Origin of the sequence: Lysinibacillus irui (assembly GCF_028877475.1) — a bacterium.
In the GTDB taxonomy this organism is placed as follows: domain Bacteria; phylum Bacillota; class Bacilli; order Bacillales_A; family Planococcaceae; genus Lysinibacillus; species Lysinibacillus irui.
The window spans coordinates 1,813,729-1,838,933 of the sequence record NZ_CP113527.1; the positions used below are offsets into that span (position 1 = coordinate 1,813,729).

The window sequence follows — 25,205 nt, forward strand, 5'->3', positions numbered from 1 at the left end:
TATGAAAATAGCTAAACTAACATTGTTTTATCTAGTGATTATTGTTTTAGCGATCACTTTGTCATTAGCTGGTGTGCGCTTATCTATCTCACTCGGGCTATTTGCTTTGATTGCAATGGCAATGATTTACCGTCATATACATATTTTATATCGAACAAATAATATGGAGCAGGTGGATAAATGGGTGAAAAATCATAGAAAGGAACCTATCTTTGCTGCGCTCTATGCATCTGCTTATGGGACGAAACAGGAACAGCTTGATGCCATCGATGTCATCATCCATCATTATAAGCAACCAGCTATTAAATATAATTATCTATTTATTAAGGCGATCATGGAGGACAATTTGGGTGCCGCAAAAGTAGCAGCAGCGAAAATAGAGAAGGAGCCTTTAACAAGCTATGCCCAATGCTATATTGCTGCTCTTGAAGGGCGAACAGCCGATATGAGAAGTGATCAATTAACACAGCCTTGGATGCAACCTGCTGTGGAAGCGGTCTATGCCTACACAATAAATGATCGTGCAAAGTTTCGCCAATTGGCCGATGCTAGTATTGATCAGGCACGTGGCATACAGAAATATGGCTTACTACATAATTTTAAACATATGGAAGAAGAATGGGTGAATGAAGGCATAATTCCAAGGGCTACTTGATGACGGTATCGGGTAGCCTGTTTTTGTGTCAGGAACCACCATGAATAATAAATAGTTCGATGAGGTGAAAATGTTTGTCTAAAATGGATCATATGATGCAGATTTTATGGATGTTGAATTCAGGCAGGAAAATAACCGCGAAAGAAATAGCTGAAAAATTAGAGATGAATATCAGATCCGTTTACCGCTATATTAATTCACTCTCTGCCAGTGGTGTGCCGATTATAGCTGAAACAGGTCATCATGGGGGATATACCCTGTTGAATAATTTTATTAAAAGCCCTCTTATTTTTGATGTTGATGAGAAAGCGGCATTACTTCATGCTGCTATCTTTGCAAAAGAAGCTGGCTACTTTTTAGAGGAAGCGTTAAATAGTGCAACAACAAAACTTACGATGCATTCAAATCAAGAGCAGGAAAAAATGATTCAGCAACATTTACAAGGTTTCGAGATAATTGGTCCCGTTGAATCTTCATTGGAGCCGCTATTAAAAAAATTAGAAGACAGTATAGTGAACGAAACATCGATTAAAATGGAATACCATACAAATAATGAAAAACAACCTAAACATAGGATGATTAATCCATATGGTTTGGTTTATTGGAATCAAAACTGGTATGTTGTTGCATTTTGTCATGTAAGAAATGAAATTCGTAATTTTAAAGTTGGCCGAATTACTAGTCTTCATCAAACAGTCATACCCTTTCAACGACCACAAGCGTTCTCGGCCAGTGATTTTTTTATGAAAAGTCTTCTTCCACAAGCAGAAGACAAACGGAACCATGTGTCTTTCATCATTTGTGGAAAGACAAGTGCGGTGGATGCTATCTGTCAGCATTGGTTTTTAAGGTATCACCTCGAAGAACGCACCTCGAAGAAAGCGATATTTTTATTAGATGAAGAAGCGTTACATACATATGTACCTAATTTACTATTCCCCTATGGAAAATCGATCCAAGTAATAGAACCGATAAGTCTAAAGCAAAAAATGATTGACGTTCTAAAGGAGCTGATAGATTTTTATGAAAACGAAAACTTTACTGACGGAGAATGTCAGTAAAGTTTTTTTATACTTAGCATAGTTTCATTCAATAGAAGGAGTGTTTAGTATGCAAACAAGAAAAGTATATCTTTATGTTTTTGATACGATGGCAGATTGGGAGATCGGGTATTTGATGGCGGAATTAAATTCAGGTAGGTATTTTAAAAAGGGGTTAGAGCCTTTAGAGGTGATGACGATAGGAATTGATAGAAGTCCTGTTACGACAATGGGAGGCATCACGATACTCCCGACTATTACTATTGCTGAATGTCACTTGAATCGCATGGATCTCTTGATACTTCCTGGAGGTAATACATGGCTAGAGTCTATTCATGATCCTATGTTGCACATGGTTTCAAAAGCGTTGAATGAGGAAGTTTTTGTAGCTGCAATTTGTGGTGCAACGATCGGTCTCGCAAAGGCTGGTTTGCTTGATACAAGACAACATACGAGTAACGATCTCGAATACTTGAAGATGCTTTGTCCACAATATATCGGGGATGAACATTTTAACCAGGAGCCAGCCGTAACGGAAAGGAACTTAGTAACGGCATCGGGAATTGCTCCGTTGGAATTTGCCTACCATGTTTTGAGGCAACTTGATGTTTTTACAACGGAAACCTTACACGCTTGGTATAAGCTTTATGAAACGAGGGAGAAAACATACTTTTATGAACTAATGACATCCATTGAATAACGACTAGTTGAAGAGGAGCATGTTATTTTTTGAAAACATGCTCTCTATTTATCTAGCAAAAAGCCTCGTAAGATCCCTGCAATAAAGATCCCGCTTAATAACAATAAAAATAGGTAAGCATGCCACTGCTGTAAAATTCGTTCGTGTCCCAATGCCACCATTAGGTCATTGAAAAGGGAATAGGTAAAATACAATAAAATACTATTTTTTATGAGACAAAAAGTGATGATACCATTTTGCCGTTGTTGATGTGACAGCGGCGCTTTCTTTTTCCGCATAACGGGATAAGCAGCTTTCATTTCTAAATAATGTAAAAGTAAAAACAGCATCAGTGCGATAAAGGGTAAATAAAAAATAGCAATTTTTGGTCCGAACTGGGCTTGCTCACTTGTAAAGCTTTGTAATACAGGGATTGTTGCAGGAAGCTTATGATATTGGATCAATGTAGCCGTAATCCCCGCTATAAAAATAGTAGTCACCATGATTGTCAGCTGGTGACAAAAGCGTGGTGTTGGTGTTTTTTGTTGTGTGTGCATCCGTGCCCCCCATTTCCAACGTCATTCAAAATAACAATCTGTTATACTGTATCATAGAATGATTGCTTATGGGTTAGAGAAAGAAGGATACTATGGAATACTTGTTGTTTTTACTAATTGGCATCATCGGGAATATCATTGGAACATTAGTTGGTGGCGGCGGTTTAATTACATTACCAACGATGATGCTCATGGGAGTTCCCGTTCATTCAGCAATTGGCGCTAATAAAGTGTCCAATATGGTGAGTGCCTTTTCAAGTTTTTATTCAATTTACAAACGAAAAGAATTGGCTTGGATAGAAATGCGTTCGGTCTTACTTGTATCCCTAGTAGGAGGTACACTTGGTGGACTTTTTGCTTCGTTAATGAGTAGTCAAACTTTAACGCTCATCGCCATTATTTTATTAGGCTTTGCTCTGATTATGTCCTTTATGGGTGGTGCTGATTTTGGTGAAAAAGAGCGCTTTACAATGAATCGAAAAAATGGTCCAATTCTTCTTGGAGTTGGTTTTTATGATGGGATGTTTGGCCCAGGGAGTAGCACATTGGCCCTTTATACATATGCACATGAGAAGATTTCCTATATCAAAGCGGTAGGTCTTTCACGGGTGGGCGTTTTTGCCATGTGTTCTGGAGCAGCGATTACGTATATTGCTACAGGAAAAATAGAGTGGCCGTTAACACTTATTTTAATGGTCGGCTCTACAATAGGTGCACAAATTGGGATTGTCCTTGCAAGAAAAGTTAAAGCCAATCAAGTGAAGCTTTTATTGCGTATCGTTACGATTGTGCTGATCGTCCAGCTTGTCTATGATTTTATCCACCAGCTATAGGAGGCGATAGTCATGTTTGAAATTACACCGTACCCAACCTTTTCATGGTCGTTATCGCGTCATAAAACGCTCACAAGCTGTGCACGCAAGTATGGCTATGAATATTATTTTTCCCATAATGGATGGCTTAGCTATCAAGTTGAGCCCTCTCATCAATATGTTTATCGTTTAAAAAAGCTACAGTCCATGCCTATTTTATTTGGGCAAATTGTCCACCGATTTATTGAGCAGGCCATTAATGATTATCTACAAACAGGCAAAGCTCCCACGGTAGAGGAGCTGATCCAATCCGCACGAGGGCAGCTCAATGCGGCCTTTATTGATTCTACACGCCATCTAGAGTGGTGGCGGCAAAAGCCCAATAAATATTATATGATGCAGGAAATTTACTATCATGGCACACTTCCTCCTGAACTAATACAGGACTATAAAGAACGTTTACAAATTGTCTTTGACCATTTTTTGAGGAGTGAAACATTCCAGCAGATTACGGCACAAAAAGGTTCTCTCCGAATCGGTGAACCAGAGCAATTCCGCTCCATGAAAATCAACGACATCCAAGTATTCGTCGTAATGGACTTTCATTATTATGACGAGTTGAGGGATAAATGGGTTATTGTTGACTGGAAGACGGGTGGGGAGTCTGATGATGATCGTCAGCAATTAGCGCTCTATGCCTACTATGTTCAGCAAAAATACCGTGTATCACTTGAACAAATCGAGGTCTATAACGAATATTTATTATCAGGAAAACGAAAGAAATATAGTTTTACAGACGTCGATATGGAGAATATTTTGTATACCTTCCAGCGCAGTGTTTTAGAAATGAAAAAGTATCAGGCCGATATTTTCTCCAATGAGCCCGTAGACATCGAGGATTTTGAACAAACACAAGATAAATGGCATTGTCGAGGCTGTAATTTTAGAGAGTTATGTGCGGAGAAATGAAGCAAGTGACTAAAATAGTATTGGAATACTTCAAACTGCAAGAAAACGTGTAGAAGCTCCAAAATAAAAGGAAACGCTCAGATAAAGTGTGAAACCCGCTCCTAATAAGGTGCGAGGTGATCCAAACAGCAGGTGTGGCGCTCCAAATTCGATTGAAGGCGCTCCATAAAGTGAGGAACCCGCTCCATCTAGGGAGCAAGGTGATCCAAACAGCAGTTGTGGCGCTCCAAAATGAATGAAAAGCGCTCCATGAAGTGTGAAACCCGCTCCAACTAGAGCGTGAGATGATCCAAACAGCAGGTGTGGCGCTCCAAAATGAATGAAAGGCGCTCCATGAAGTGTGAAACCCGCTCCAACTAGAGCGCGAGATGATCCAAACAGCAGGAGACCCGCTCCAAAAAGGGTGGAAAGCGCTCCATAAAGTGAGGAACCTGCTCCAACTAGAGCGCGAGATGATCCAAACAGCAGGAGACCCGCTCCAAAAAGGGTGGAAAGCGCTCCATAAAGTGAGGAACCCGCTCCAAATAAAAATATAGATATCATTTCGAGATTTTCATTTCCGTACAATAATCTTTTAGTCAAAAAAGTTGATGCCAGGTCTTAATAAGCCAAGTAATACTCAGATAAAAAGAAAAAGACCACTCATGATGGGTGGTCAAAATAGATAAAACGCGAATTAATCTTGGATTATAATGAAGTTGATTTGCCCTTTTTCTCGTTAATAATAAGGTCTTCATGTGGGTGAGCAGTGTCAGATTGTCCTTCACGCTCATTACGTTTTTTACTAGTACCTGGGTCTGCATCTCTTGAAAATGTTTGTTTTGTTGGCTCGTCTGTTGCAAATTCTGTATTTTTTTTATCTCTTTTCATTTCGACACCTCCTACAGATAGTATTTAACTTATCCAATAAAATATCCCTGTTAATTTCAACTAAACACGTTAATTTCATTTTCGACCACTCGATGATCGATGGTTTTTTTACATAAAGTATGGACCGCCAATAGCTTACTAAAGCCAGTATGATAAAAAATACTAGTAAAGCAAGGTCTTAAAAATGGTGAAAGTCAGATTAATACTACAATAAAAAGTAATCTTGGATGTGTATTGAATAAAAGAAAAAACCAGAATGGAAAATTCCATTCTGGTTAAAGTCTCACTTTTTAGGTTCACTACATATTATAAGGTTTGTATTTATTTTAAATTATCTATTGCATACTGCGCTTCTTCAGGAGTGAATTTTTCTCCATATTCAGAAATCAACTGCTCGTAAATTGCCGAATTTGACATACTCATCATTTTTGCGTATGTTTGGGCTTTTTTCAATGCGTTTTCTTTCCAATCAAAAACAATGTTATCAATAGCATATTGAGCGGCTTCTGCTGGGAATTTCTCCCCGTATTCCGATGTTAATTGGTCATAAATACCTGCCTTTGACATTTGCATATTTTTCGCATATTGTTCTGCTTTCTTTAAGGCAGATTTATATTCTCGTGGGACACTTTCCTCTTTAGCCTTAGCTTCTGCTTTAGCTTTGGCTTCTGCATCTGCTTTAGCCTTTGCCTCCGCATTCTCTTTAGCTTTCTGTTCAGCTACTACTTTTTCTTCAGCTTCTTTGGCTTCTCGTGTAGCTTTTTCTTCAGGTGTTTCTTCCTTAGGTTTTGCTGTAGTTTCAATTGTTTCATTACCCTTATCTTTGGAAGTTTCAGTTGAATCAGTTGTTGAGACAAACCCAATAAATGAAGCAATCATGACGGCTACTGAAATACCAGCAAATTTGATTTGTTTTTTACCTTTTATACTATCTTTTTTGGCAAATTTAACAATTGATAAAATCACGAAAATAAAAATTGCCACAAAACTCATTATCGAGATTATCAAAAATAAATCATCCATCTTTATCATCCTCCCCCTATTTTACATTTTAGGTAATTTGATGGTAAAAGTACATACAAATTTAGTAAAAATTCCACTTATCGAAAAAAATTTCTGGACAGTGTTATCTTTCAACCTTAAGACTATAGCTACGCTCAACATATTAGGCATGATTTATTATTAAGGATATATATGGTAAAATAGGTATGTATGTGTATAAAAGGGAGCGAGAAAATGGTCTATATGAAATCACCTAGCCATCTGGTGATAGGTGGAAATTGTGCAGAATCAACAAACAAATTCTCTGTCTTCTTGGTCGAGGAGATAGAGAATGATTAAAAATAAAATAGCGTTCATTAGCGGGATTGTTATTTTAGGTATATGTATGTGTCTGTTTTTCCCATATCCTAACAGCGAAATGATCTATGCTCAATCTTCATTCATGTCATTTCCAATCCAAACGAAAGATGGATTTAGGATGCTAGGTATCATCGGTTCGGTTTTGTTTATAGTTGCTATCATTTTACTTGGTAGGAGCATAACCAAATATTTTTTTCGAACAATTGGTTTGGTCGTGATCCTCTATGCATGTTTACCTTATTTACTCATTACGGCCTATCAAGAAACCTTTGCTAGTGGCATAATGGCCATATCCTACAATGGAGATGGTACCTGTGATTTTGAAATGTTGGGTAAAGACTTAATGATGGGTGAATGTGAGCTTGCATTACATAATCGAAGCAATGAAGCTGTATCATTTGATTTAGAGTTTTTAGAATCTAGTTACTTGGAAGATGACATGCGTATGACGACACTTATGAATTTAGAGGATAAAGTCAATTCACCTGAAAGAAATACTTGATGTAACAGATGTTTCAAATCATATGGAGGGTGGAGCTTCGTATGAAGTTCACTTTAAATTATGGAACGGGGAAACTGAACGAAATTTATAGATGATCGTAAATAATGTACTAATAAGTAAGTAACCAAAAGCGGGTGATGAACAATGTCACTCGCTTTATGTTTGACTAAACTTATACAACAACAAATTTCATAGTATAAATTCAGCTTGTTCCACATATATATGATAAGCAGCAAATTGCGAACGTTCAGTACCTTTTAAGTTCATAGAGGGGGGATGTCTATGAGTAAACAAATGTCGATGTTTGAGCTTTTGGAAACACCCGTGAAAAAGTCTGTAGAGGGTGAAATAAAAAATGTTGAAAAGAAAAATGTAGTAGCACCTCGTAAGGTGGGATATATTGTACCGCAATCATATGCAACCGTTGTGCATTAAAGTTAAATTTGCTTTTATGCTAAACTTGTATTAAATTATAAGGAATGTGAATTTTAAGAGAGGAGGCAAAAAGTGATGGAAATGGTGTACAGAACAATGGCAATTGAAGTAAAGACATTTTTACAATTAGATGATTTTTTGTCAAAGGGACCAGTCTGTGGTTTTTTAAGTAAATGCCATATTAAACATAGTAACCGGAAGCTTTTTGCCTGTCTATTATCATAGATGAAAAAAGTGAAAAAATGGATGATCGATAGAAATTCCTAGACGCCGGTTTTTATGGCGTCTTTTTTTGTTGGGATTAACGTTTAGAAAGGGTGAGTTGATTGCTGAAAAAACTAAGGCAATTTAGGAATGTTTCAGTGTTCCAAACGCTTCTAATTTAGCAAAATAATTAGAAGCGAGGAATTTAAAAATGAATAAACAACAAATTTTTACACCGTCATTTCTTTTTCTATTTATAAGTAATTTTTTGATTTTTATAGGATTTGAAATGTTACTGCCAATTTTACCGGCCTATTTAGTAAGTTTAAACGCCAACCCGATGCAAGTAGGGTTGGTAACGACTGTGTTTACAATAGGCGCAATTATTATCAGACCTTTTATCGGTTACTATTTAATCGATCATCAGCGAAAAAATCTAGCGATAGGTGCATGTATATCGTTATTAATCATTACGACGTTGTATCCTTTTCTTAATAATATTTGGCTTTTCCTTCTGTTACGGCTAGTCCATGGAACGGCTTGGGGGGTTTCCACTACAACTAATAGTACAATGGCTGTCGATAGTATTCCTAAAGCTAAATTAGGAGAAGGTATGGGGTATTTCTCCATTTCAACAACAGTCGGAGCAATTGTTGCACCGAGTCTTGGGATTCTTATCTACCATTCTTTTTCCTTCCATACACTCATTTGGTCTTCCGCCTTACTTTGTGTATTAGCTGTCATCGTACTTCCATTTGTTCAATCAGTGATACCTATTCAACATGAAAAGCAGCCATTTCGTTTTATGGAAGCGATTTTTGAAAAAGATGTATGGTTTCAAGCATTACTAACTATAGTGACGACACTTGGATTTGGCGCGATCATTACCTTTTTAGTGCTGTACGGAGAACAAAAAGGATTAAATCATATCTTTTTATTCTTTCTCATCAATGCAATTGTTTCCACTTTACTACGCCCATTTACAGGAAAATGGTTTGATCGGAACGGACCATGGTCGATCATCATTGTGTCAGCAACGCTAGGATTTTTATCATTGATTGTGCTGTCTTATACAACAAATAATGGAAGTCTTCTGATCGCGGCAATTTTATTTGGTGCAGGTTATGGAACCATTATGCCGTGTTTACAAACATGGACTGTTCAAAAAGTAAGTGAAGCAAAAAGCGGAGCAGCCAATGCTACTTTTCTTTCAAGCTTCGATGTTGGAGTTGGCATGAGTGCCTTTGTACTAGGGATTCTAGCAGAATGGATGAGTTTAGAAACGATTTTCCGTCTTGTTAGCTTAAGCTTCCTTTTAGTCGTCTTATTAGTATATAGAGATTATAAAAGAAACAAGAACATGTAATCATAAGGACCAGCCACATCGAAAAGAGTGTCTGGTCCTTTTATTACATAAACGACATATGAGGCAGGAAATTGAGTGTAGAACACAGAACACTAGCTATGTAACATTTTAAATTAAATGACAAGGCGAGGTAGGTGGTAGCTATGCTAATTGCAAAGGGTGTCAAAATGCTAGAGCTGAACTATCAAGGGTTCATCATTCATCCGATGTTGGTGTGGGATCAGAATATGGCTGTGTTAATGGATGCAGGCTTTCCAGGGCAAATGGATGCGTTACGTGAGGCAATGGCACAGGTGGGCGTGTCTTTGGATCAACTGAAAGCGGTTATTTTAACACATCAGGATGTGGATCATATCGGTTGTCTTCCTGATATTTTGCAGGAGTGTGGACAGCATATACATGTTTATGCTCATGCCCTTGATAAGCCTTATATTCAAGGGGAGTTGCCACTATTGAAAGATGGTCAACTAGTGAATCCCCCAAAGGGTAGGGTCGATGTAGAGTTGAATGATGGGGAAGAATTACCGTTTTGCGGTGGAATTCGCGTTATTCATACACCAGGACATACGCCTGGTCATATTAGCCTCTATTTAACACAAAGTAAAACATTAGTTGCAGGGGATTCAATGTATAGTGTAGATGGCCACCTTGAGGGTATACACGAGCCAACTGTGTTACATTTAGAGGAAGCGCGTCTTTCTTTACAGAAATATGTAGATCTAGATATTGAAACGGTTGTTTGCTATCACGGTGGAGCTAGTAGGGGAGATATTGACCATCAGCTGACAAAGATCCTGATATAGTATAAAGACCAGCCTTAACTTTTCAAAAGGCTGGTCATTTTTGATTATTCTGTAATGGTCTCTTGGAATGTTTTACGGCCAGGGCTTACTTTATTGATATGAATATCGATTTTACTAATGGAATCTTTATTTAATGGAATTTTGCCATTCTTCTCTAGTTTTTTCCATGCTTTCACGTTATCACGGTATAAATATTCCGATAAACGAAAGACATCTGCATCCATTTTTAGGCCTTCCTCAAAGGTACCCATAATTTCTTTTTTGACTTCCTCTGAAACCTTTTTTCTTACCTGATCTGGATCTAGCTTGCCTTTAAAGCCATTTAAGACTGTATCAAATTTTAAAACGACTTCAAACCGTACTTGGCTATTAGTGACGATTGGTTTAACTCTGACATCTAATTTTTTTATATCAACAGTTAGGTAATCATCTTTTTCGTTATTTGCTAATTCAAAGGTAATTTCGCCTTGTTTTGTTGCATCATTCATCCATTCGATCCCTCGAGCAGATGTCCCTTTTAAATAGCCTTTGAAGCTGTCCTTTGAGAGAATACCCACACCTGCAAAATAAGTTTCTTTTTCTTGCCCATCTATTGTTTCCCAGCTTTCATTAATGGTAATGTAAGGAACCTTCATTTCATGGTTTGGCTCATTTAAACCGATCACTAGCTGCCTTAAATTGACAGGCTCTACAAATGACTCTTGCTTCGCTGTATTTTTAGGGTTACTTAGTTTAGCAGAGGTTGGTGATTTCTCTAATAATGGAGAAACTAATAACACATCCTCAATCGAGTCATCTGTACAGTAGACCCAAATATGATATCGGGTTTCTCGAAAACGCAAAAATGTGTCGATAACAGAAATGGCATGCTCATCACGCATAGCATTATCTGAGAAAAGAAGAAAGGTCATATGCCCCCAAAACACTTCTTGGTCCATCGAACGATATAATTTATAAATAGCCTCTTCAATAGTTTTGCCCGTAGCTTTCCCTATCTCGGTAGGCGCTGCTTGAGGATTTGCTGTTTCTGTTTTAGCTACAGTGGCAAAGTTAATAATTTGTAAGTATACAGTATATTCATTGTCCTTATAATCTACTCCAACACCTTGCACATAGTACATTCGTTGTGGCTCTGTGACATCCCAACAGCCTGATAACAGGAGTGTAATAGTAAATATGAACATAGCCACTACTATATTTTTTTGACTCATATGTCTCCCTACTTTTTAAAGGTCGTGTACATTAGTTTGGACAAAAAATGAGTATATTATAAGTAAGATAGTATGTAGGAGAATGGAATAGAAGAGTGCTGCCTACAGTCAACAAGATGCTGTGGCAGCACTGACTTACTCAGTTAATGAAAGTATTTCTCAACGCGTTGAACAACTTCGTTTGCTGAAAGCCCATCCGCGTCGATGACTGGACCTGCCATGACTGGATCACTAATTCCCATCACGTCTCGATCCTGACCTGTAATGATACAGGCATCACATTTTTTGGCATCCTCTTCATTGCGAAGCTGGATCACTTCATAGCCTTTTGCTTTTAAAGCATCCTCAATATTAGATAATGATTGTTCCACACCAATAATTCTAGACATTTTTCGTCCACCTCCTATAAATAATGTGCCATTTCAGGTTGCTCATTATTCATATTATTTTTTAAAGGAAGATGGATAATTTCCTGCTTTCTTCACAACATGAGTTTAGCGCTCTGTTCTTAATAGTGGCTGTGTACTACATCTAAAAGAACCTCCGAAGCTTCGTGAAATTTTAAAATCAACATATTCGACTGTGATCCCTTTTTGTTCTAATTGTTCACCAATCCATGTAAATTCTTTATCTGTAATATAAACCTGTTCATTAACAGGTAAACCATTGGTAGCAAGGCGTGCCGCATCTTCTAAGGAAACGTAAATTTTATCCCAATCCTTTAGCTGTTCAGGAATACCATCTAAAAAGGCTTCCTCACAAACAATCATAAGTCCGTTTCTTACCAAGCTAAGAGCACAGTCTAAATGAAGAATAGTTGGATGAAGCGGAACTTCAACTACCGTATAATCGAAGTTACTCGCTAAATTACGTAGCCATTGAACGCCATTTTGATTGGAAGCTAGTCCTGAATTTCCAACGAAAATTATTTTATCTAAAACTAAGACATCGCCTCCCTCTAAAAAGGGACCCGCTTCTGACGCTTGTCCTTCTGCCATATCTGGCTTTGGAATAGAGACATAGTAACATTGATTTTCATTTGCCTCCTGTGCTAAAAGATGACGCACAGGCAAAATTTCATTGCGTCTATGGGGAAATCGAAGTGAGCCTTCGATTAACAATGGACCAATGGTGAAAAACGGATCTCGGACAAAGAAATTGCTATAGCCATCCTCTTTTCCTAATTCCTTTTCATAGTCTGTTAAAAGTCTTGGAGAATGGACTTCAACCCCATACTTTTCTAAAACTTTCTTTAAATTAAGACGTTCCAATTCCCATTGCTGCTGTCTTTCTGGAAAAACATCTTTATAATTTTTACCTTTCGTATCGACACCAGCATAGAGTGCTAACGTTTCTTCAGTTAAAAATTCATCATCTGTTAACTCGTCTTTTGAGGGAAAAGCAAATTCTGATTGAGCCATTACCACTCTCTTTAAAGGAGCAAACTCACTTTTTACAAAAATATTCGTCATCGTACTTCCTCCTGTTGTATGATGGAGAAAAAGAGTGAACTATATTCTCCGTTGTGTCCTTATCCTAAGCTATATAGTAACTACATAGTCAAGAAAGGTTGTTAAGGTGGTGAAAAGATGGGCATTGCAGAAGTGTTGACCATCGTTTTGGTTGTTTTAAAATGGACAGATGTCATAGCATGGTCATGGTGGCTAGTCTTATTACCTGCCATTATCTCAATTAGTTTGTATGTACTACTATTGGTGGTGAAGCTCGTCGCTGTGTTGATTGGTGTAGTAGCAGTGAAAAAACGACAAAAGAGGGCAGGTCTTTAACCTATTGGGATGCTTAATCGGGAACTAAAAAGTGGTAAGCTCCGTCCAAAAGGAACGAATCTTACCACTTCGTAATTATTTGCTAAGTTCATAGGTTTTTATAGCGGTTGGAACAAAGCTTTCACATTTATCTAATAGTGCTGCCGTGTCCTCGTCAACAATAAGTGCCTCTCGATATTGCGCTTTTAAAAATTGTTCCTGTTGCATATGGTCAAAAAATGAAATTAATAAATCGAAATAGCCCTCGATATTGAAAATAGCACAAGGCTTTTGATGCAAGCCGATTTGATTCCAAGTAAACACTTCAAAAAATTCCTCTAATGTTCCAGGGCCTCCAGGTAGGGCGATAAAACCATCCGCTAGTTCCATCATTTTACTCTTTCGTTCATGCATCGTATTGACAACGATTAACTCGGATAGCTGCTGATGAGCAATCTCACGTTCCTCTAATAATGTCGGAATCACCCCAATGACCTTTCCACCTTCTTGTAGAACCGTATTTGCTACTGTAGCCATAATTCCGACACTAGCACCTCCATATACGAGAGTAATGTGGCGCTTTGCTAATTCTTTACCTAGGCGGATAGCCCCTTCACGATAGGCATCAGAAGCGCCGATACTGGACCCACAAAATACTGCGATACTTTTCATAGTTGATTCCTCCATATCTAATCATTCGATTATCTTGGTTCAGCACGGTTTTTCGAGCGAAAGCGAAGCATCCTTGATCTGCTCAATGAAAAAACTACTGAAATAAGATAGGTCTCAAGCGGATGTCACAGATTTAGTAGAGGAGCTTTGAGCAAGCTTGAAAAATCTGGACAATCATTACGCCGAGCCGCAATTAATAGTATAATTTATTTTGAAGTGGAAAGGAATGGAGGAAAAGAACATGCAATTAAATGAGTTTCAACGTTGGGTGAAGGATTATTATGAAGAACGGGGTTGGTCTGAGCTCAATATTTTTACACGTATTGGGTTTTTGGCAGAAGAAACAGGCGAAGTTGCAAGAGCTATTCGAGCATTAGAAATTGGTAGAGACCGACCAGATGAAAAAATAGCATCCTATGAGGAAAATAAACAAGAGCTAAAGGAAGAGCTTGGCGATGTGATAGGGAATATTATTGTCATTGCAAATCAATATGATATTCCCCTAGAGGACATATTTGCTGCTCATCAAGACAAGCTGTTAAAACGCTATCAGGATTAGGAGGAGAGCAATGGAGTATCAAGTGGAAATTCTACGTGAAGAGCATGATGAGTTTACAAACTTTTTAGCAGAAAAGATTCGAACATTTAACAATGAGCATTCCTCTTATCACCGAGAAAGTAGGCAGAAGGGTGCAGTTCAGCCTTTACACCTGATCGTCACTGATGACCAGCAACAATGGATTGGTGGGATAACAGCTGAGGTCTACTGGGGTTGGCTGGAAATACATAAATTTTGGTTTTGTGAAGAATATCGAGGGAAAGGTTTGGGCAAAAAGCTACTGGCACAGGCTGAGGGAATTGCTAAGGATATGGGAGCAACGAAAGCACTGTTGACAACCTTTGAATTCCAAGCGCGAACATTTTATGAAACACAAGGCTATCGTGTTGTAGGAGAAATTAAAGATTATCCGCCAGGTAGCAGCTATTATACGATGGTAAAGCTACTGACATAAGAAAGGGCTGTCTATTTCAATAGGCAGCCTATTTAATTGATGTCACCCAAGTAAATTGTTGTTTTTTGTCCACGGATAAATTGTTGTAATGGTTCGATGAATGCTTTTGGATAAAGTCTCTTCGTATGTAGCATTTCGATGGGTAGCCATTCTGTTCCGATTTGATGGCTATCGGGATTCGTTGGCTGACAGGAGACCCCATTTAACTGGCATAAAAAATAGTATTCTACTTGGTGTGCATCAGCATCAAAGGCAGCATGTTCATGGTTTTTTCCGATATATTCTCGGATAAATAGAAGCTCTCCAATCTGAACAGAGGAGCCAATTTCTTCAAGACATTCTCTTTGCAGTGCTTCATGAAAGGTCTCTCCATGCTCTTGTCCGCCTCCCGGGAAAAGATAAAAAAAGCCCTCCGGATCTTGATTTTTTGTTAGTAAGATTTCCCCGTTCACAATAATGATGGCTTTAACCGAATTTCTTATCATAGGATTCTCCTTTTAATGTTATTTTTACATGGATCATGACTAAAACGCTTCATGAATGTCTACCTTAGTAAAAAGGGGAGATAAAGCGTGTATTCAATGTCCAATTTTAAAATTCTTGTAGACAAACAGGCTGAAATCGATACAATTTATCAGAAATGCGATGACTTAATTCAATCAACTGTTAGACCGAAGCTTGATGCAGAGGTAGAACAGTTTTTAAGTCTCGTTGAACAGCATTTAACGCAGCAAGGCTTTACGATTAAAAAAACGTCAACAGGCTTAATTGCTAATTTTCAAGAAGCTGTTATTAATGTGGATAAACATTCAAAGAATTTGGAAGAGTGCTTTTTTATCAATTTAAATAGCTATGCAGAGGATCAAGTATCCATTGTTTTGGACATTTCACCAATAATGCTACCTAAAATATCCAATCAGCTCGATGGCTATACCGATATTATTGAGCAAATGACCGATAAACTAAAGCAAGCAAAAAGCCTCGAGAAAGCCTGTAATCAACCAACATTTCTCTATAAAACGCAAAGCAATAAAGTTTTCCATTCCGCACAACAAGTAGTGGATTATTATTTTCAGTAATGCGATCGAAGGAGAAGCCACCTTAAAATAATTTAAGGTGGCTCATTTGTGTTATCGTCATTGGATGCCCGCTATCATCCATTATGGATTGAAGTTGCTATTGAATATATTTTCTCCCACAAAGCCACATCGTCAGGGATAGACCCAAGAAGTAAAGTGGCATTGTCAGTAAAGAACCGTTGTGTAGTAAACTCATGCCCGATGTAATGGCACTGACTAATAGGTAATAGCCAAGACTAAAAATAGCACCGGCTGTACCGATAACATCCTGAAAGTCTACTAATGCAAGACTTAGACAATTAGGAAGTGCAATGCCAGCACCGAGTAGCATTAGAAAAACGGTTAGCATTATGCCTATCGCCAGTATTGTTACGTGCATTGGTACACTACAGATAATTGTTAAAAGAAGTGCACCTATTAGCATCACCAAACAACCAACGTGAATGATCCATTGTGGTGGATGATTTTTGACAAGTCGCTTTGAGATCATGGCTCCAATGATCGAAGCCAGTGCAACGATGATGCCCAGAAACCCATATAGGCCAGGCGTTATCTTGAAATGCTCGATGAAGATAAAAGGTGCTTCAGCATAGTAGCTAAATAGCACACCATTGATGCCTCCGATGAGTAATCCATAAACAAGAACGGTTGGTGAAGCGCAAAGGCGTTTGACGACAGGCCAAATCGCTATTCTTTGTCTTGCTGCAGGATTTGTTGTTTCAGGTAGCCTGCAATAAGCATAGATGAACAACAACATACTCATCACAACAAGAACAAAAAACACAGCCCGAAAGCCTAATGCTTGATCCACCCATCCACCAATCAGTGGCCCTACCGCAGGGGTAAAGGCTATGACGGCTGAAATTTGTGCAAACATGGCGTGTCGTTGACTACCCGTTACACTTTCACGCAAAATGGTCTGCGTAATAATAGAGCCAGTAGCAGCCCCGAACGCTTGAATAAATCGACTTCCTATTAGAAAGGGAAGTGTCTCTGCATAAAAACAAAGTAAGCTCCCAATTCCATAAAAAAGGAGACCGCCTAACATGGCAGGGCGGCGACCAATGATATCAGAAATCCATCCCCAGCCAAAAACTCCTAATGCAAAGCCAATAAAATAGATGCTTAAGGTGAATTGGACAGCGCTATTGGAGACACCAAGTGCAGCTGCAATATCCGGTAGAGATGGTGTATAAATAGTTTCACTAATTTGTGGAAAAGCCACAAGAACAATCATTAACAATAAAGATGGTACTGCCTGTTTTTTCAACATATTGCCCTCCTACAAGCAAATTCTACTTTGTGCTATTACAAGTAGATTGCGTAGCTAGGGAAACGGCGGGACCATTATCAGTATACGTTCATAGGATGTCATGTTGAAATCACCTTTATATGCTTGAAGTAGGAGTGCATAGTCTGGTCCCTATTATAAGCCATTTTACAATATTTAAATAGGAATAATTGCTAAACCTAAAAGAAATTGCTTGTACATGGAAGGGGAATTATGTAAAATAGAACAAACGTTCTTTAAATGTAGAGGAGGAACAAAATTGACATTACAAAGTGAAGATGTATTTCAGCTCACAGAATTGACGGCTAAGGATATTCAAGGATTAATCGAGCTATCGGCTTCTGTTGGGTGGGACTATGATGCTCACGAAATTAAGACAATCATGGCAGCTGGTCGAATAGTCGGTCATAAAAATAAGGAAGGAAAAATTGTTTCATGTGCAGCTATAACGAACTATGATACAAATGTAGCTTCCATTGGCATGGTAATTGTGCATGAGCAATGCAGAGGTTTTGGCTTAGGTAGAGTTGTTACACAAGCTTGTATCGATCATGTTTCAAAGGAAACAACCATTATCCTTGTAGCAACAAAAGAGGGAGAGCCTTTATATGAAAAAATGGGCTTTAGGACGGTTGAGCATGTACATAAATATTTAGCAGACAACTTTGTAGAGACGACAAGGGACGTTGATTCTTTTGTCATGATTAAAGAATTTCAAGAAGCGGAATTTGAACAGCTGGTCAAGCTTGATGCAGGAGCATTTGGGGATCGTAGAGAACTCTTTTTGCGGGAAAGAATTCGGCAGTCCCAGCACTGTGTTGTTGTGAAAAATGAGCACAACCAATTGATTGGGTACGGTCTAACGATTCAAGGACCCATTTATCTTCTATTAGGACCCATCGTAGCGCCAAATAAGGAAATAGCGCAGAATATTATTAAAGAATTGGCTAAGGGTCATAACGGGAAATTACGTATCGACTGTCCGTCTATCCAAAAGGAGCTTTGGCCATTTTTACAACAAAGTGGTTTTACATTGGCTGCAACACCACCTGTCATGATCTGCAATGCCAAAAAAATGCCTACTCGCAATCAAACATTATTTGCTCTTGCAGCACAAGCATTCGGTTAATAAAAAGTGCGAGCCTAATTGCAGGCTGCGCTTTTTTTTGTTGTCAATAAAGGATTTTAAAGGAATGGTAGAGAATGGTATGGAGGGTAGAGGAGGGGGAGGACATGATGTTTCCAATTTTAGAAACAGACAGACTTAGATTAAGAGAACTCAAAGAGGACGATGTAGGTGCGATTTTTCGTTGCTTTTCAAATCAGGAGGTCACACGCTATTATGGGCAGGAGCCATTTGTCGATAAGCAACAGGCTGATGAATTAATCAAGCATTTTGCCAAAAACTTTGAAGAAAAACGTGGGATTCGTTGGGGCATTGAACATAAGGATTCAAATGAAATTATTGGGACAATTGGGTTTCATTTATGGTCGGCGGCGCATCAACGAGCAGAAATAGGCTATGAAACTCATCCTGATTACTGGCGACAAGGCTATACAAAAGAAGCTGTGCAAAAAGTAATTACCTATGGCTTTGAGACGATGAATTTGAATCGCATCGGAGCTGTTGTCTTTTTAGCAAATGAAGCATCCAATCAGCTACTCAGGAAACTAGGGTTTCAGGAAGAAGGTATATTGAGGGATTATATATATCAAAACGGACAAGCTTATGATACGTTTATCTATTCTTTGTTAAAAAAAGATGAATAGTTTAGCTTTGGTAAAGTGAAAGAATACTTTTTTACTGAATTGTGGATAATAAATAATGATTTAGGGTGAGTTTTGAGGTTGAGATTTTCGGTTATAGTGCTTATATGAACAATAATTCATTCGTTCTTGAAAATGTAACAGAAGAGGAGCTAGGTGTTATGGAGCAATACAGCACAGCTTATTTTCAGAAGCTAGATTTACTAGCAAGCTTATACGCAGGGCAGGCCGCTTTAAAAGAGACAATACCAACCGAGAAGATCAACCAAATGGAGCGCTATCAACAAATTGAAGCGGCGATTGCGAAGCTAAATAACGAAATAAGACTAATTGAACGGACTATTTTAAAGTCCTCCTATTCCACAGAAAATTGTTAATAGCAGCTCAACCCATGTATGTTCAATACATGGGTTTTTATTTTGAGAAGAATACTTCTTTTTATGCGCTATCCAGTAATCTGAGCATGCTATCCGTCACATTCGCTGAGCTATCGATTAAATTGAGCGCTCTATCCGCCAGATTCCCCAAGCTATCCGCCACATTAAGTGTTCTATCCGCTAGTTTCGCCGAGCTATCCGTCACTTTCAGGATTCTATCCACTAATTCGCTTACCTTCTCCGGTTCCTTAGCGCAATCTATCGTTCTGCCCGAGCTATCGTTAAATTGGACGCTCTATCCGCCAGATTCCCCAAGCTAACCGTCACATTAAGCATTCTATCCGCCAGATTCCCCAAGCTAACCGTCACATTAAGTGTTCTATCCGCTACTTTCGCCGATCTATCCGCCACATTGAGTGTTCTATCCGTCACTTTGCATGTTTGATTGCGATTGCGCAGGGTTATCCATCACATTGAGTGTTCTATCCGTCACTTTCAGGATTCTATCCACCACTTTGCCCGTTCTATCCGCCACATTACCTGAGCTATCCATCACTTGCCATCCTCGGTACACAAAAAGACCCTTATAGTCTCACTATAAGGGCGTCTATCTTTTATTGAACAAGGGCTAGCAGAAATTGATCGCGATCTGTTTCCTCTTGCATTTTACTATCGACCAGCATTGCACCTGATTGGACGTTGGTGATGGCGTTGTCTACAAGAAATTGCATATTCACTTTGGCTACTTCATTGTTAACGGGGCAATTTCCCTCGAACTCTACCACGTCTTGGCCCTTTTGGGTTTCGAAATAAACCCAATATGGATTGTCGCAGGCAGAGGCAAAGGCGCTCTCTAATGTTTTTGTACTATTTTCATAGGAATAGTTTTTTACGTATGTAATATATTCATTGTCAGTAATATCCTTTTGTGGACCATAAAAGTACCAGAATACCCCTAAAATACCAATAGGCACAATCCACAATATATTTCTTTTGCTTAATTTCCCCATGCGTTGCATCCCCCTTTATGAGAATATTTTAACATCTTCCTTTGTATTTTTGCTAGCTTACGATAATATTTTCTAATGGGGGCAACGATTTTGTTGATTTCACATGTTTTGAATTCATAGAGTGGTTATGTTAACGTTAGCTAGTAGATTTTTTTCGAGATGGTCATTTTGATGGGTGAAGGAGGTTTTTTATGCATAAAAGAAGACGCGGTTTGCTCCTAGTTCTCGTGATCATGTTAATGGGTCTGTTCCTTTTTTTCGGCATGAAATTAAGGCCAGCTACACAAACAACGACAAGAAATTCAGAGTCCAGCGCAGTCCAAGAAGAAATGTCTGAAAATGTGGGGGACATCGTACAGGATATAGCCCATTTAGCCCAAGAGGGAAGAGCGCCTGATATCCCCTTTGCAGCGGGAGAAGCTGATCAACAGGCGGTGCATGCGAAATGGGGAAAACCTCTGCAAGTAACGGAGTCAGCGAATGGACAATACGAAGAGTATCAGGATGTGACCATCGGCTATCAAGGTTCAAAGGCCTTTGATATTCGTTCATTCAAAGAAGATATGAAGAAAATTCATCTTACAGATATTAAAAACAAGTTAGGGGAACCGGATGAGGTTCGCTACTATCAGGACCCAACGACCAAACAAATTATTTTTGTCTATCAAGTGAATGACAAGTATCAGTTAAAATGGATCTTACCAAAACCGACTGACAGCGATGCTAATCCTGTCGTGCATCATATTTCGGTCTATACAGAACTAACTGAACAAGTAACAGATACAGTAGAACAAATGACATTGGATGAAAAAATCGGGCAAATGATGTTTGCAGGCGTTTCAGGTACGACGCTCCAGCAGGAGACGACAAGTCTCATTCACGACTACAAAGTGGGCGGTTTAATACTGTATGGCAATAATCTTGACACACCACAGCAAACTGTCACACTCATGAATGCCTTAATGGCTGCAAATGTAAATAATCAGCTACCACTTTTTCTAGGAACAGATCAAGAGGGTGGAAAGGTTGTCCGTTTACCTGGACCTTTAAAAAATTTCCCAACGAACCAAAGAATTGGTGACATCAATCAATCATCATTGTCATTTGCGGTGGGTCAATTACTAGGGGAACAACTAAAGGCGTTCGGCTTTAACCTTGATTTTGCGCCTGTACTGGACGTCAATAGCAATCCGAACAATCCCATTATCGGTGATCGCTCGTTTTCCAATGATCCTGATATCGTCAGCAAATTAGGCATAGAAACCATGAAAGGGCTAGAATCCAAGCAGGTCATTCCTGTTGTCAAGCATTTTCCCGGTCATGGGGATACGGCGGTAGATTCCCATTTAGAATTGCCTAAGGTCACAAAAAGTTTGGACGATTTGAATCAATTAGAACTTGTGCCATTTAAAGCAGCCATTGATAACGGTGCTGATGTCGTGATGGTTGCTCATATCTTATTACCTAAGATTGATCCACAGTATCCTTCATCGATGTCGAAGGACGTTATTACAGGTATGTTAAGAGAGCAGCTCGACTTTGACGGTGTAGTAATGACGGATGATATGACCATGAAAGCCATTACCAACCATTTTGATATCGGACGGGCAGCCGTAGATTCTGTGAAGGCGGGTAGTGATGTTATTTTAATTGCCCATGAGTATGCAAATGTGACAGCAGCGATCCAAGCTGTGAAGGCAGCCGTCAACAAGGGAGAGATAACAGAGGATCGCATTGATGACAGCGTCCGAAGAATCATAGCGCTGAAGCAAAAGTATCAGCTTGCCAATCAACCTGTGAAAGCTGTCGATATCAACAGTCTTAATACAGACATTGAAAAAGTATTGAATATGTATATGAAATAAAGATAGGGAGGGACATACCTGTAAATATGTATGTCTCTTTTATTTTTCGATAATCCCGATATGAAGATTAAATAAAGATCCTAGCAATGTCGTTGATTCTAATTACTCACTCGCTTAATATGAATATGTAAATAGAACATTTAATAATTAAGCAGGGGATAAAAATGGTTGGTCCAATATTAATTATAGAAGATGAGGATATTTTAAGAGAGATTCTTAAAGATTATTTCTTGAATGCAGGTTATTCAGTGTTAGAAGCTAAAGATGGTGAAGAGGCACTGCAGGTTTTTCAAGAAAATGAGCTGAGTTTAATTATTTTAGATATTATGCTACCAAAATTGGATGGATGGACGATATGCCGTCGCATACGGAAAACTTCAAATATCCCGATTATCATGTTGACTGCTCGTGCAGATGAAGATGACACATTACTAGGCTTTGAATTGGGAGCCGATGATTATGTGACGAAACCATACAATCCACTCGTTTTATTGGCACGTTCTAAAAGACTGTTACATCATCGGGAGCAAAAAAATGATGTAGCAGGTGACTGTATGGAAAGTGGTGGCATCAAAATTCATATACCTTCTAGGACTGTACAAGTGAATAATAAAGAGATTTCTTTGACGCATACAGAATATGAAATGCTTTTATATTTAATGGAAAATAAAGGGATTGTTATAACGAGAGATCAGATTATAACCAAAATATGGGGCTATGAATATTTTGGAGATGACCGAACACTTAATAGTCACATGCGAAATTTGCGAAACAAATTAGGAGACCATTCTACTTGTATAAAAACGATCGTTCGAACAGGATATAAATTCGAGGATATACAATGAAGCGAGGAATTGTATATAAGTTGTTTTTACTAACCACTATGCTGTGTGTACTTATCTTGGCTACCATTTTTGTAGGGCAAACCATATTCTTCAAACAATTTTATATCAATAAAAAAGTAGGAGATTTAGAATCCAATTTAACTGTATTTGAAAAAGAGTATCAAAAAAATAGTCATGACATGACGAAAATTCAACAGCTAGTGAGGGATTTTACTGATGAAAATAATGCTTGGATTACAATATTGGATCAGTCCGGTCATTTAAAGCATGAGGATGATTTCTATATTGAAGTGCAATTGCATGAGGATTATCAAACTATGGTTGGATTGAAAACAATAAAAGTTCCTTTATATGTCATTGATGGAGAAAATCCGGTCCAGTTATCGGAATCATTGTTGAAGAATAGTCAAGTAAATTTAATCGGAATACTAAAAGAGTCGCAATTAACTCCAATTGAAATGATAATAGAAAATGAAACATATACAAACCCTAATCTATTGGAAAAATCTTTAACCTACAGGAATAACTTACTTTATAAAAAAATAGGGAGACCGAGGGAAAAGCTAAAGGAGTTATATGCCTCTAATGAAAATTCTGATATGGTTCATCTGGAGGGTAAAATTATTAATTTTCAATTTCCACGAAGTAATAATTTATCCATAATTTATTCTAATTTACTATTTTTAGAGCAAATTAAAGATTTTCAAAATAAGATATTATTAAATGAACTGGATTTTCAGAATTTTACTACTCAACAAAGTAATTATGTACAAAACGACATTAAATACAAAATTTTAATAACAAAATCTGATGAAACAAACTCCTATATATTTTCAATGGCTTCACTTCAGCCAGTGGATGAAGCTGTTCAAATGATTGAGGAATATTATATTTACATTGTTGCTTTTGTTTTTATATTGATATTATTGGCATCTTTTTACTATTCAGTGAAAATAGCCAAGCCGTTATTGAGAATCAACCGTACTACAGAGAAAATAGCAAATTTAGATTTTTCTGAGACAATTGCTGTTCATTCACAGGATGAGATTGGAGATTTATCAAGGAATATCAATGTACTTTCGAACAGATTAAGTATGTATATTGACCAGCTACAGCAAGATATTGAAAAGGAAAAAAAGCTAGAGAATACGCGAAAAGAATTTATTTCTGGTGTATCACATGAGTTAAAAACACCCTTAAGTATTATGAAAAGCTGCATAACAATATTGAGAGGAAATGTTGCAAATCATAAGAAAGAATATTACTTCGATGCATTGGAACAAGAAGTGGATAAGATGGATTTATTGATTATCGATATGCTTGAATTAGCAAAGTATGAATCGGGTACGTATAAAATGCAAATGGATGCTTTTTATATCCATTCGCTGTTAGAAGAAATTTGCCAAAAACTTATGCCTGAAATTGAGCAAAAACAATTACGAGTTGAGACCCACCTATTACAGATTGAAGTAGTTGCTAACCAACGCCGTATCGAGCAGGTTCTTATGAATTTTTTGACGAATGCTATTCGGTACTCGCCTGCGCAAGAAAGTATAATTGTGGCGATTGAGGCAGAAGGGAAACAGGTAAGAATTAGTGTTGAGAATAAGGGGGCTCAAATTGAAAAAGATCATTTAGAGAAAATTTGGGAGCGCTTTTACAGAATTGATGCTTCTAGAAAAAGATCTGAAGGTGGAACTGGCTTGGGACTGGCAATTTCAAAAAATATATTAATGCTCCATGGAGTTGAATACGGTGTTTGCAATACATCCGATGGAGTAGAATTTTATTTTTATTTACCAATAAAAGAGTGAGACAAGCTCATACAAACGGTTTTATAAACCTTTTGTATGAGCTTTTTTAATTGTAGCAAAGGCATTACATTGAAAATTAATTGTGTGAAATTTTCTACTTATGGTCACTTTTCCATCAGCTGGCCAAAAGCAACTTCAATTTAAATGAATTTTCATTTCGAATCCACCTCATCTTGATTTTATCTTTACATAGTTCAGCAATAATAGTTTATGTAATACAAAATAACTGAAAAGAGGGAAT

32 protein-coding genes are annotated in these 25,205 nt (G+C 38.0%); 22 read left to right on the plus strand and 10 right to left on the minus strand.

The features are described 5' to 3' along the window. Position 1: 1 nt before the first annotated feature. From OU989_RS08850 to OU989_RS08860, 3 genes are all read left to right on the plus strand, one after another. On the plus strand, positions 2 to 655 hold the full coding sequence (locus tag OU989_RS08850; RefSeq protein WP_274796778.1) for a hypothetical protein: 654 nt from the start codon (positions 2 to 4) through the stop codon (positions 653 to 655). Between the two features lie 74 nt (positions 656 to 729). Further along, entirely contained in the window at positions 730 to 1,716 is a 987-nt protein-coding gene (locus OU989_RS08855; RefSeq protein WP_274796779.1) for a helix-turn-helix transcriptional regulator, read from the plus strand. Between the two features lie 49 nt (positions 1,717 to 1,765). Further along, positions 1,766 to 2,395, plus strand: a complete 630-nt coding sequence (locus OU989_RS08860; protein WP_274796780.1) for a type 1 glutamine amidotransferase family protein — start codon at positions 1,766 to 1,768, stop codon at positions 2,393 to 2,395. 44 nt (positions 2,396 to 2,439) lie between these two features. On the opposite strand, the gene OU989_RS08865 is transcribed toward OU989_RS08860, so the two are convergent. Then, a complete protein-coding gene (locus OU989_RS08865; protein ID WP_274796781.1) occupies positions 2,440 to 2,931 on the minus strand; it encodes a DUF1648 domain-containing protein in 492 nt (163 codons plus the stop codon). A 92-nt stretch (positions 2,932 to 3,023) separates the two neighbouring features. Between OU989_RS08865 and OU989_RS08870 the strand changes: the two genes are divergently transcribed. The 4 genes from OU989_RS08870 to OU989_RS08885 all read left to right on the plus strand — a co-directional run bounded on the left by OU989_RS08870 (position 3,024) and on the right by OU989_RS08885 (position 5,248). Then, positions 3,024 to 3,764 carry a sulfite exporter TauE/SafE family protein gene (locus OU989_RS08870; protein ID WP_274796782.1) on the plus strand — a complete coding sequence of 247 codons (741 nt, stop codon included), beginning with the start codon at positions 3,024 to 3,026 and terminating at the stop codon, positions 3,762 to 3,764. 12 nt (positions 3,765 to 3,776) lie between these two features. Then, entirely contained in the window at positions 3,777 to 4,712 is a 936-nt protein-coding gene (locus tag OU989_RS08875; RefSeq protein WP_274796783.1) for a PD-(D/E)XK nuclease family protein, read from the plus strand. Positions 4,713 to 4,828: 116 nt separating this feature from the next. After that, a complete protein-coding gene (locus tag OU989_RS08880) occupies positions 4,829 to 4,951 on the plus strand; it encodes a hypothetical protein (RefSeq protein ID WP_274796784.1) in 123 nt (40 codons plus the stop codon). 129 nt (positions 4,952 to 5,080) lie between these two features. Further along, positions 5,081 to 5,248 (plus strand): hypothetical protein, encoded by a 168-nt coding sequence (locus OU989_RS08885; RefSeq protein ID WP_274796785.1) that lies wholly within the window; start codon positions 5,081 to 5,083, stop codon positions 5,246 to 5,248. A gap of 151 nt (positions 5,249 to 5,399) precedes the next feature. Here the strand turns inward: OU989_RS08885 and OU989_RS08890 are convergent, their stop codons facing one another. Together OU989_RS08890 and OU989_RS08895 are read right to left on the minus strand one after the other, a co-directional pair. After that, entirely contained in the window at positions 5,400 to 5,582 is a 183-nt protein-coding gene (locus tag OU989_RS08890; protein WP_274796786.1) for a hypothetical protein, read from the minus strand. 321 nt (positions 5,583 to 5,903) lie between these two features. Then, positions 5,904 to 6,386 carry an Ltp family lipoprotein gene (locus OU989_RS08895; RefSeq protein WP_396631742.1) on the minus strand — a complete coding sequence of 161 codons (483 nt, stop codon included), beginning with the start codon at positions 6,384 to 6,386 and terminating at the stop codon, positions 5,904 to 5,906. Positions 6,387 to 6,915: 529 nt separating this feature from the next. On the opposite strand from OU989_RS08895, the gene OU989_RS08900 reads away from it, so the two are divergent. From OU989_RS08900 to OU989_RS08920, 5 genes are all read left to right on the plus strand, one after another. Next, positions 6,916 to 7,446, plus strand: coding sequence for a hypothetical protein (locus OU989_RS08900; RefSeq protein WP_274796787.1), 531 nt, complete (start codon positions 6,916 to 6,918; stop codon positions 7,444 to 7,446). 282 nt (positions 7,447 to 7,728) lie between these two features. Next, positions 7,729 to 7,881 carry a hypothetical protein gene (locus tag OU989_RS08905; RefSeq protein ID WP_274796788.1) on the plus strand — a complete coding sequence of 51 codons (153 nt, stop codon included), beginning with the start codon at positions 7,729 to 7,731 and terminating at the stop codon, positions 7,879 to 7,881. A 72-nt stretch (positions 7,882 to 7,953) separates the two neighbouring features. Further along, a complete protein-coding gene (locus OU989_RS08910) occupies positions 7,954 to 8,106 on the plus strand; it encodes a hypothetical protein (RefSeq protein WP_274797401.1) in 153 nt (50 codons plus the stop codon). 190 nt (positions 8,107 to 8,296) lie between these two features. Beyond that, positions 8,297 to 9,451: an MFS transporter gene (locus OU989_RS08915; RefSeq protein ID WP_274796789.1), complete on the plus strand. Its 1,155-nt coding sequence runs from the start codon at positions 8,297 to 8,299 to the stop codon at positions 9,449 to 9,451. Between the two features lie 143 nt (positions 9,452 to 9,594). Beyond that, entirely contained in the window at positions 9,595 to 10,254 is a 660-nt protein-coding gene (locus OU989_RS08920) for an MBL fold metallo-hydrolase (protein ID WP_274796790.1), read from the plus strand. 44 nt (positions 10,255 to 10,298) lie between these two features. Here the strand turns inward: OU989_RS08920 and OU989_RS08925 are convergent, their stop codons facing one another. The 3 genes from OU989_RS08925 to OU989_RS08935 form a co-directional block, all read right to left on the minus strand. Continuing rightward, positions 10,299 to 11,465 carry a Ger(x)C family spore germination protein gene (locus OU989_RS08925; RefSeq protein WP_274796791.1) on the minus strand — a complete coding sequence of 389 codons (1,167 nt, stop codon included), beginning with the start codon at positions 11,463 to 11,465 and terminating at the stop codon, positions 10,299 to 10,301. Positions 11,466 to 11,608: 143 nt separating this feature from the next. Continuing rightward, the gene (locus OU989_RS08930; RefSeq protein ID WP_274796792.1) at positions 11,609 to 11,854 is read right to left on the minus strand and encodes a YkuS family protein; all 246 of its coding nucleotides are present in this window, start codon (positions 11,852 to 11,854) and stop codon (positions 11,609 to 11,611) included. Between the two features lie 105 nt (positions 11,855 to 11,959). Then, positions 11,960 to 12,937 carry a dimethylarginine dimethylaminohydrolase family protein gene (locus OU989_RS08935; RefSeq protein ID WP_274796793.1) on the minus strand — a complete coding sequence of 326 codons (978 nt, stop codon included), beginning with the start codon at positions 12,935 to 12,937 and terminating at the stop codon, positions 11,960 to 11,962. A gap of 117 nt (positions 12,938 to 13,054) precedes the next feature. Between OU989_RS08935 and OU989_RS08940 the strand changes: the two genes are divergently transcribed. Next, complete coding sequence (locus tag OU989_RS08940; RefSeq protein ID WP_274796795.1) at positions 13,055 to 13,252, plus strand: transmembrane Fragile-X-F protein; 198 nt, start codon at positions 13,055 to 13,057, stop codon at positions 13,250 to 13,252. A gap of 75 nt (positions 13,253 to 13,327) precedes the next feature. On the opposite strand, the gene OU989_RS08945 is transcribed toward OU989_RS08940, so the two are convergent. Beyond that, entirely contained in the window at positions 13,328 to 13,903 is a 576-nt protein-coding gene (locus OU989_RS08945) for an LOG family protein (RefSeq protein ID WP_274796796.1), read from the minus strand. A 241-nt stretch (positions 13,904 to 14,144) separates the two neighbouring features. Between OU989_RS08945 and OU989_RS08950 the strand changes: the two genes are divergently transcribed. Then, positions 14,145 to 14,462: a MazG-like family protein gene (locus OU989_RS08950; RefSeq protein ID WP_274796797.1), complete on the plus strand. Its 318-nt coding sequence runs from the start codon at positions 14,145 to 14,147 to the stop codon at positions 14,460 to 14,462. Positions 14,463 to 14,472: 10 nt separating this feature from the next. Then, a complete protein-coding gene (locus OU989_RS08955) occupies positions 14,473 to 14,916 on the plus strand; it encodes a GNAT family N-acetyltransferase (RefSeq protein ID WP_274796798.1) in 444 nt (147 codons plus the stop codon). A gap of 32 nt (positions 14,917 to 14,948) precedes the next feature. On the opposite strand, the gene OU989_RS08960 is transcribed toward OU989_RS08955, so the two are convergent. Next, complete coding sequence (locus OU989_RS08960; RefSeq protein WP_274796799.1) at positions 14,949 to 15,401, minus strand: NUDIX domain-containing protein; 453 nt, start codon at positions 15,399 to 15,401, stop codon at positions 14,949 to 14,951. A gap of 96 nt (positions 15,402 to 15,497) precedes the next feature. Between OU989_RS08960 and OU989_RS08965 the strand changes: the two genes are divergently transcribed. After that, positions 15,498 to 15,995 (plus strand): hypothetical protein, encoded by a 498-nt coding sequence (locus OU989_RS08965; RefSeq protein ID WP_274797303.1) that lies wholly within the window; start codon positions 15,498 to 15,500, stop codon positions 15,993 to 15,995. Positions 15,996 to 16,092: 97 nt separating this feature from the next. Here OU989_RS08965 and OU989_RS08970 read toward each other — a convergent pair whose 3' ends face one another. Next, on the minus strand, positions 16,093 to 17,265 hold the full coding sequence (locus tag OU989_RS08970; RefSeq protein ID WP_274797304.1) for a multidrug effflux MFS transporter: 1,173 nt from the start codon (positions 17,263 to 17,265) through the stop codon (positions 16,093 to 16,095). Positions 17,266 to 17,545: 280 nt separating this feature from the next. On the opposite strand from OU989_RS08970, the gene OU989_RS08975 reads away from it, so the two are divergent. From OU989_RS08975 to OU989_RS08985, 3 genes are all read left to right on the plus strand, one after another. Further along, entirely contained in the window at positions 17,546 to 18,415 is an 870-nt protein-coding gene (locus OU989_RS08975) for a GNAT family N-acetyltransferase (RefSeq protein ID WP_274796800.1), read from the plus strand. A 107-nt stretch (positions 18,416 to 18,522) separates the two neighbouring features. Next, the gene (locus OU989_RS08980; RefSeq protein WP_274797305.1) at positions 18,523 to 19,056 is read left to right on the plus strand and encodes a GNAT family N-acetyltransferase; all 534 of its coding nucleotides are present in this window, start codon (positions 18,523 to 18,525) and stop codon (positions 19,054 to 19,056) included. A gap of 65 nt (positions 19,057 to 19,121) precedes the next feature. Next, positions 19,122 to 19,430, plus strand: a complete 309-nt coding sequence (locus tag OU989_RS08985; RefSeq protein WP_274796801.1) for a hypothetical protein — start codon at positions 19,122 to 19,124, stop codon at positions 19,428 to 19,430. Positions 19,431 to 20,044: 614 nt separating this feature from the next. On the opposite strand, the gene OU989_RS08990 is transcribed toward OU989_RS08985, so the two are convergent. Then, positions 20,045 to 20,440 (minus strand): glucosamine 6-phosphate synthetase, encoded by a 396-nt coding sequence (locus OU989_RS08990; protein ID WP_274796802.1) that lies wholly within the window; start codon positions 20,438 to 20,440, stop codon positions 20,045 to 20,047. A 191-nt stretch (positions 20,441 to 20,631) separates the two neighbouring features. On the opposite strand from OU989_RS08990, the gene nagZ reads away from it, so the two are divergent. From nagZ to OU989_RS09005, 3 genes are all read left to right on the plus strand, one after another. After that, positions 20,632 to 22,305 (plus strand): beta-N-acetylhexosaminidase, encoded by a 1,674-nt coding sequence (gene nagZ, locus OU989_RS08995; protein ID WP_274796803.1) that lies wholly within the window; start codon positions 20,632 to 20,634, stop codon positions 22,303 to 22,305. 164 nt (positions 22,306 to 22,469) lie between these two features. Further along, positions 22,470 to 23,150, plus strand: coding sequence for a response regulator transcription factor (locus OU989_RS09000; protein WP_274796804.1), 681 nt, complete (start codon positions 22,470 to 22,472; stop codon positions 23,148 to 23,150). Beyond that, positions 23,147 to 24,964 (plus strand): sensor histidine kinase, encoded by a 1,818-nt coding sequence (locus tag OU989_RS09005; RefSeq protein WP_274796805.1) that lies wholly within the window; start codon positions 23,147 to 23,149, stop codon positions 24,962 to 24,964. The genes OU989_RS09000 and OU989_RS09005 overlap by 4 nt, the downstream gene beginning before the upstream one ends. The last annotated feature ends 241 nt before the right edge of the window (positions 24,965 to 25,205 follow it).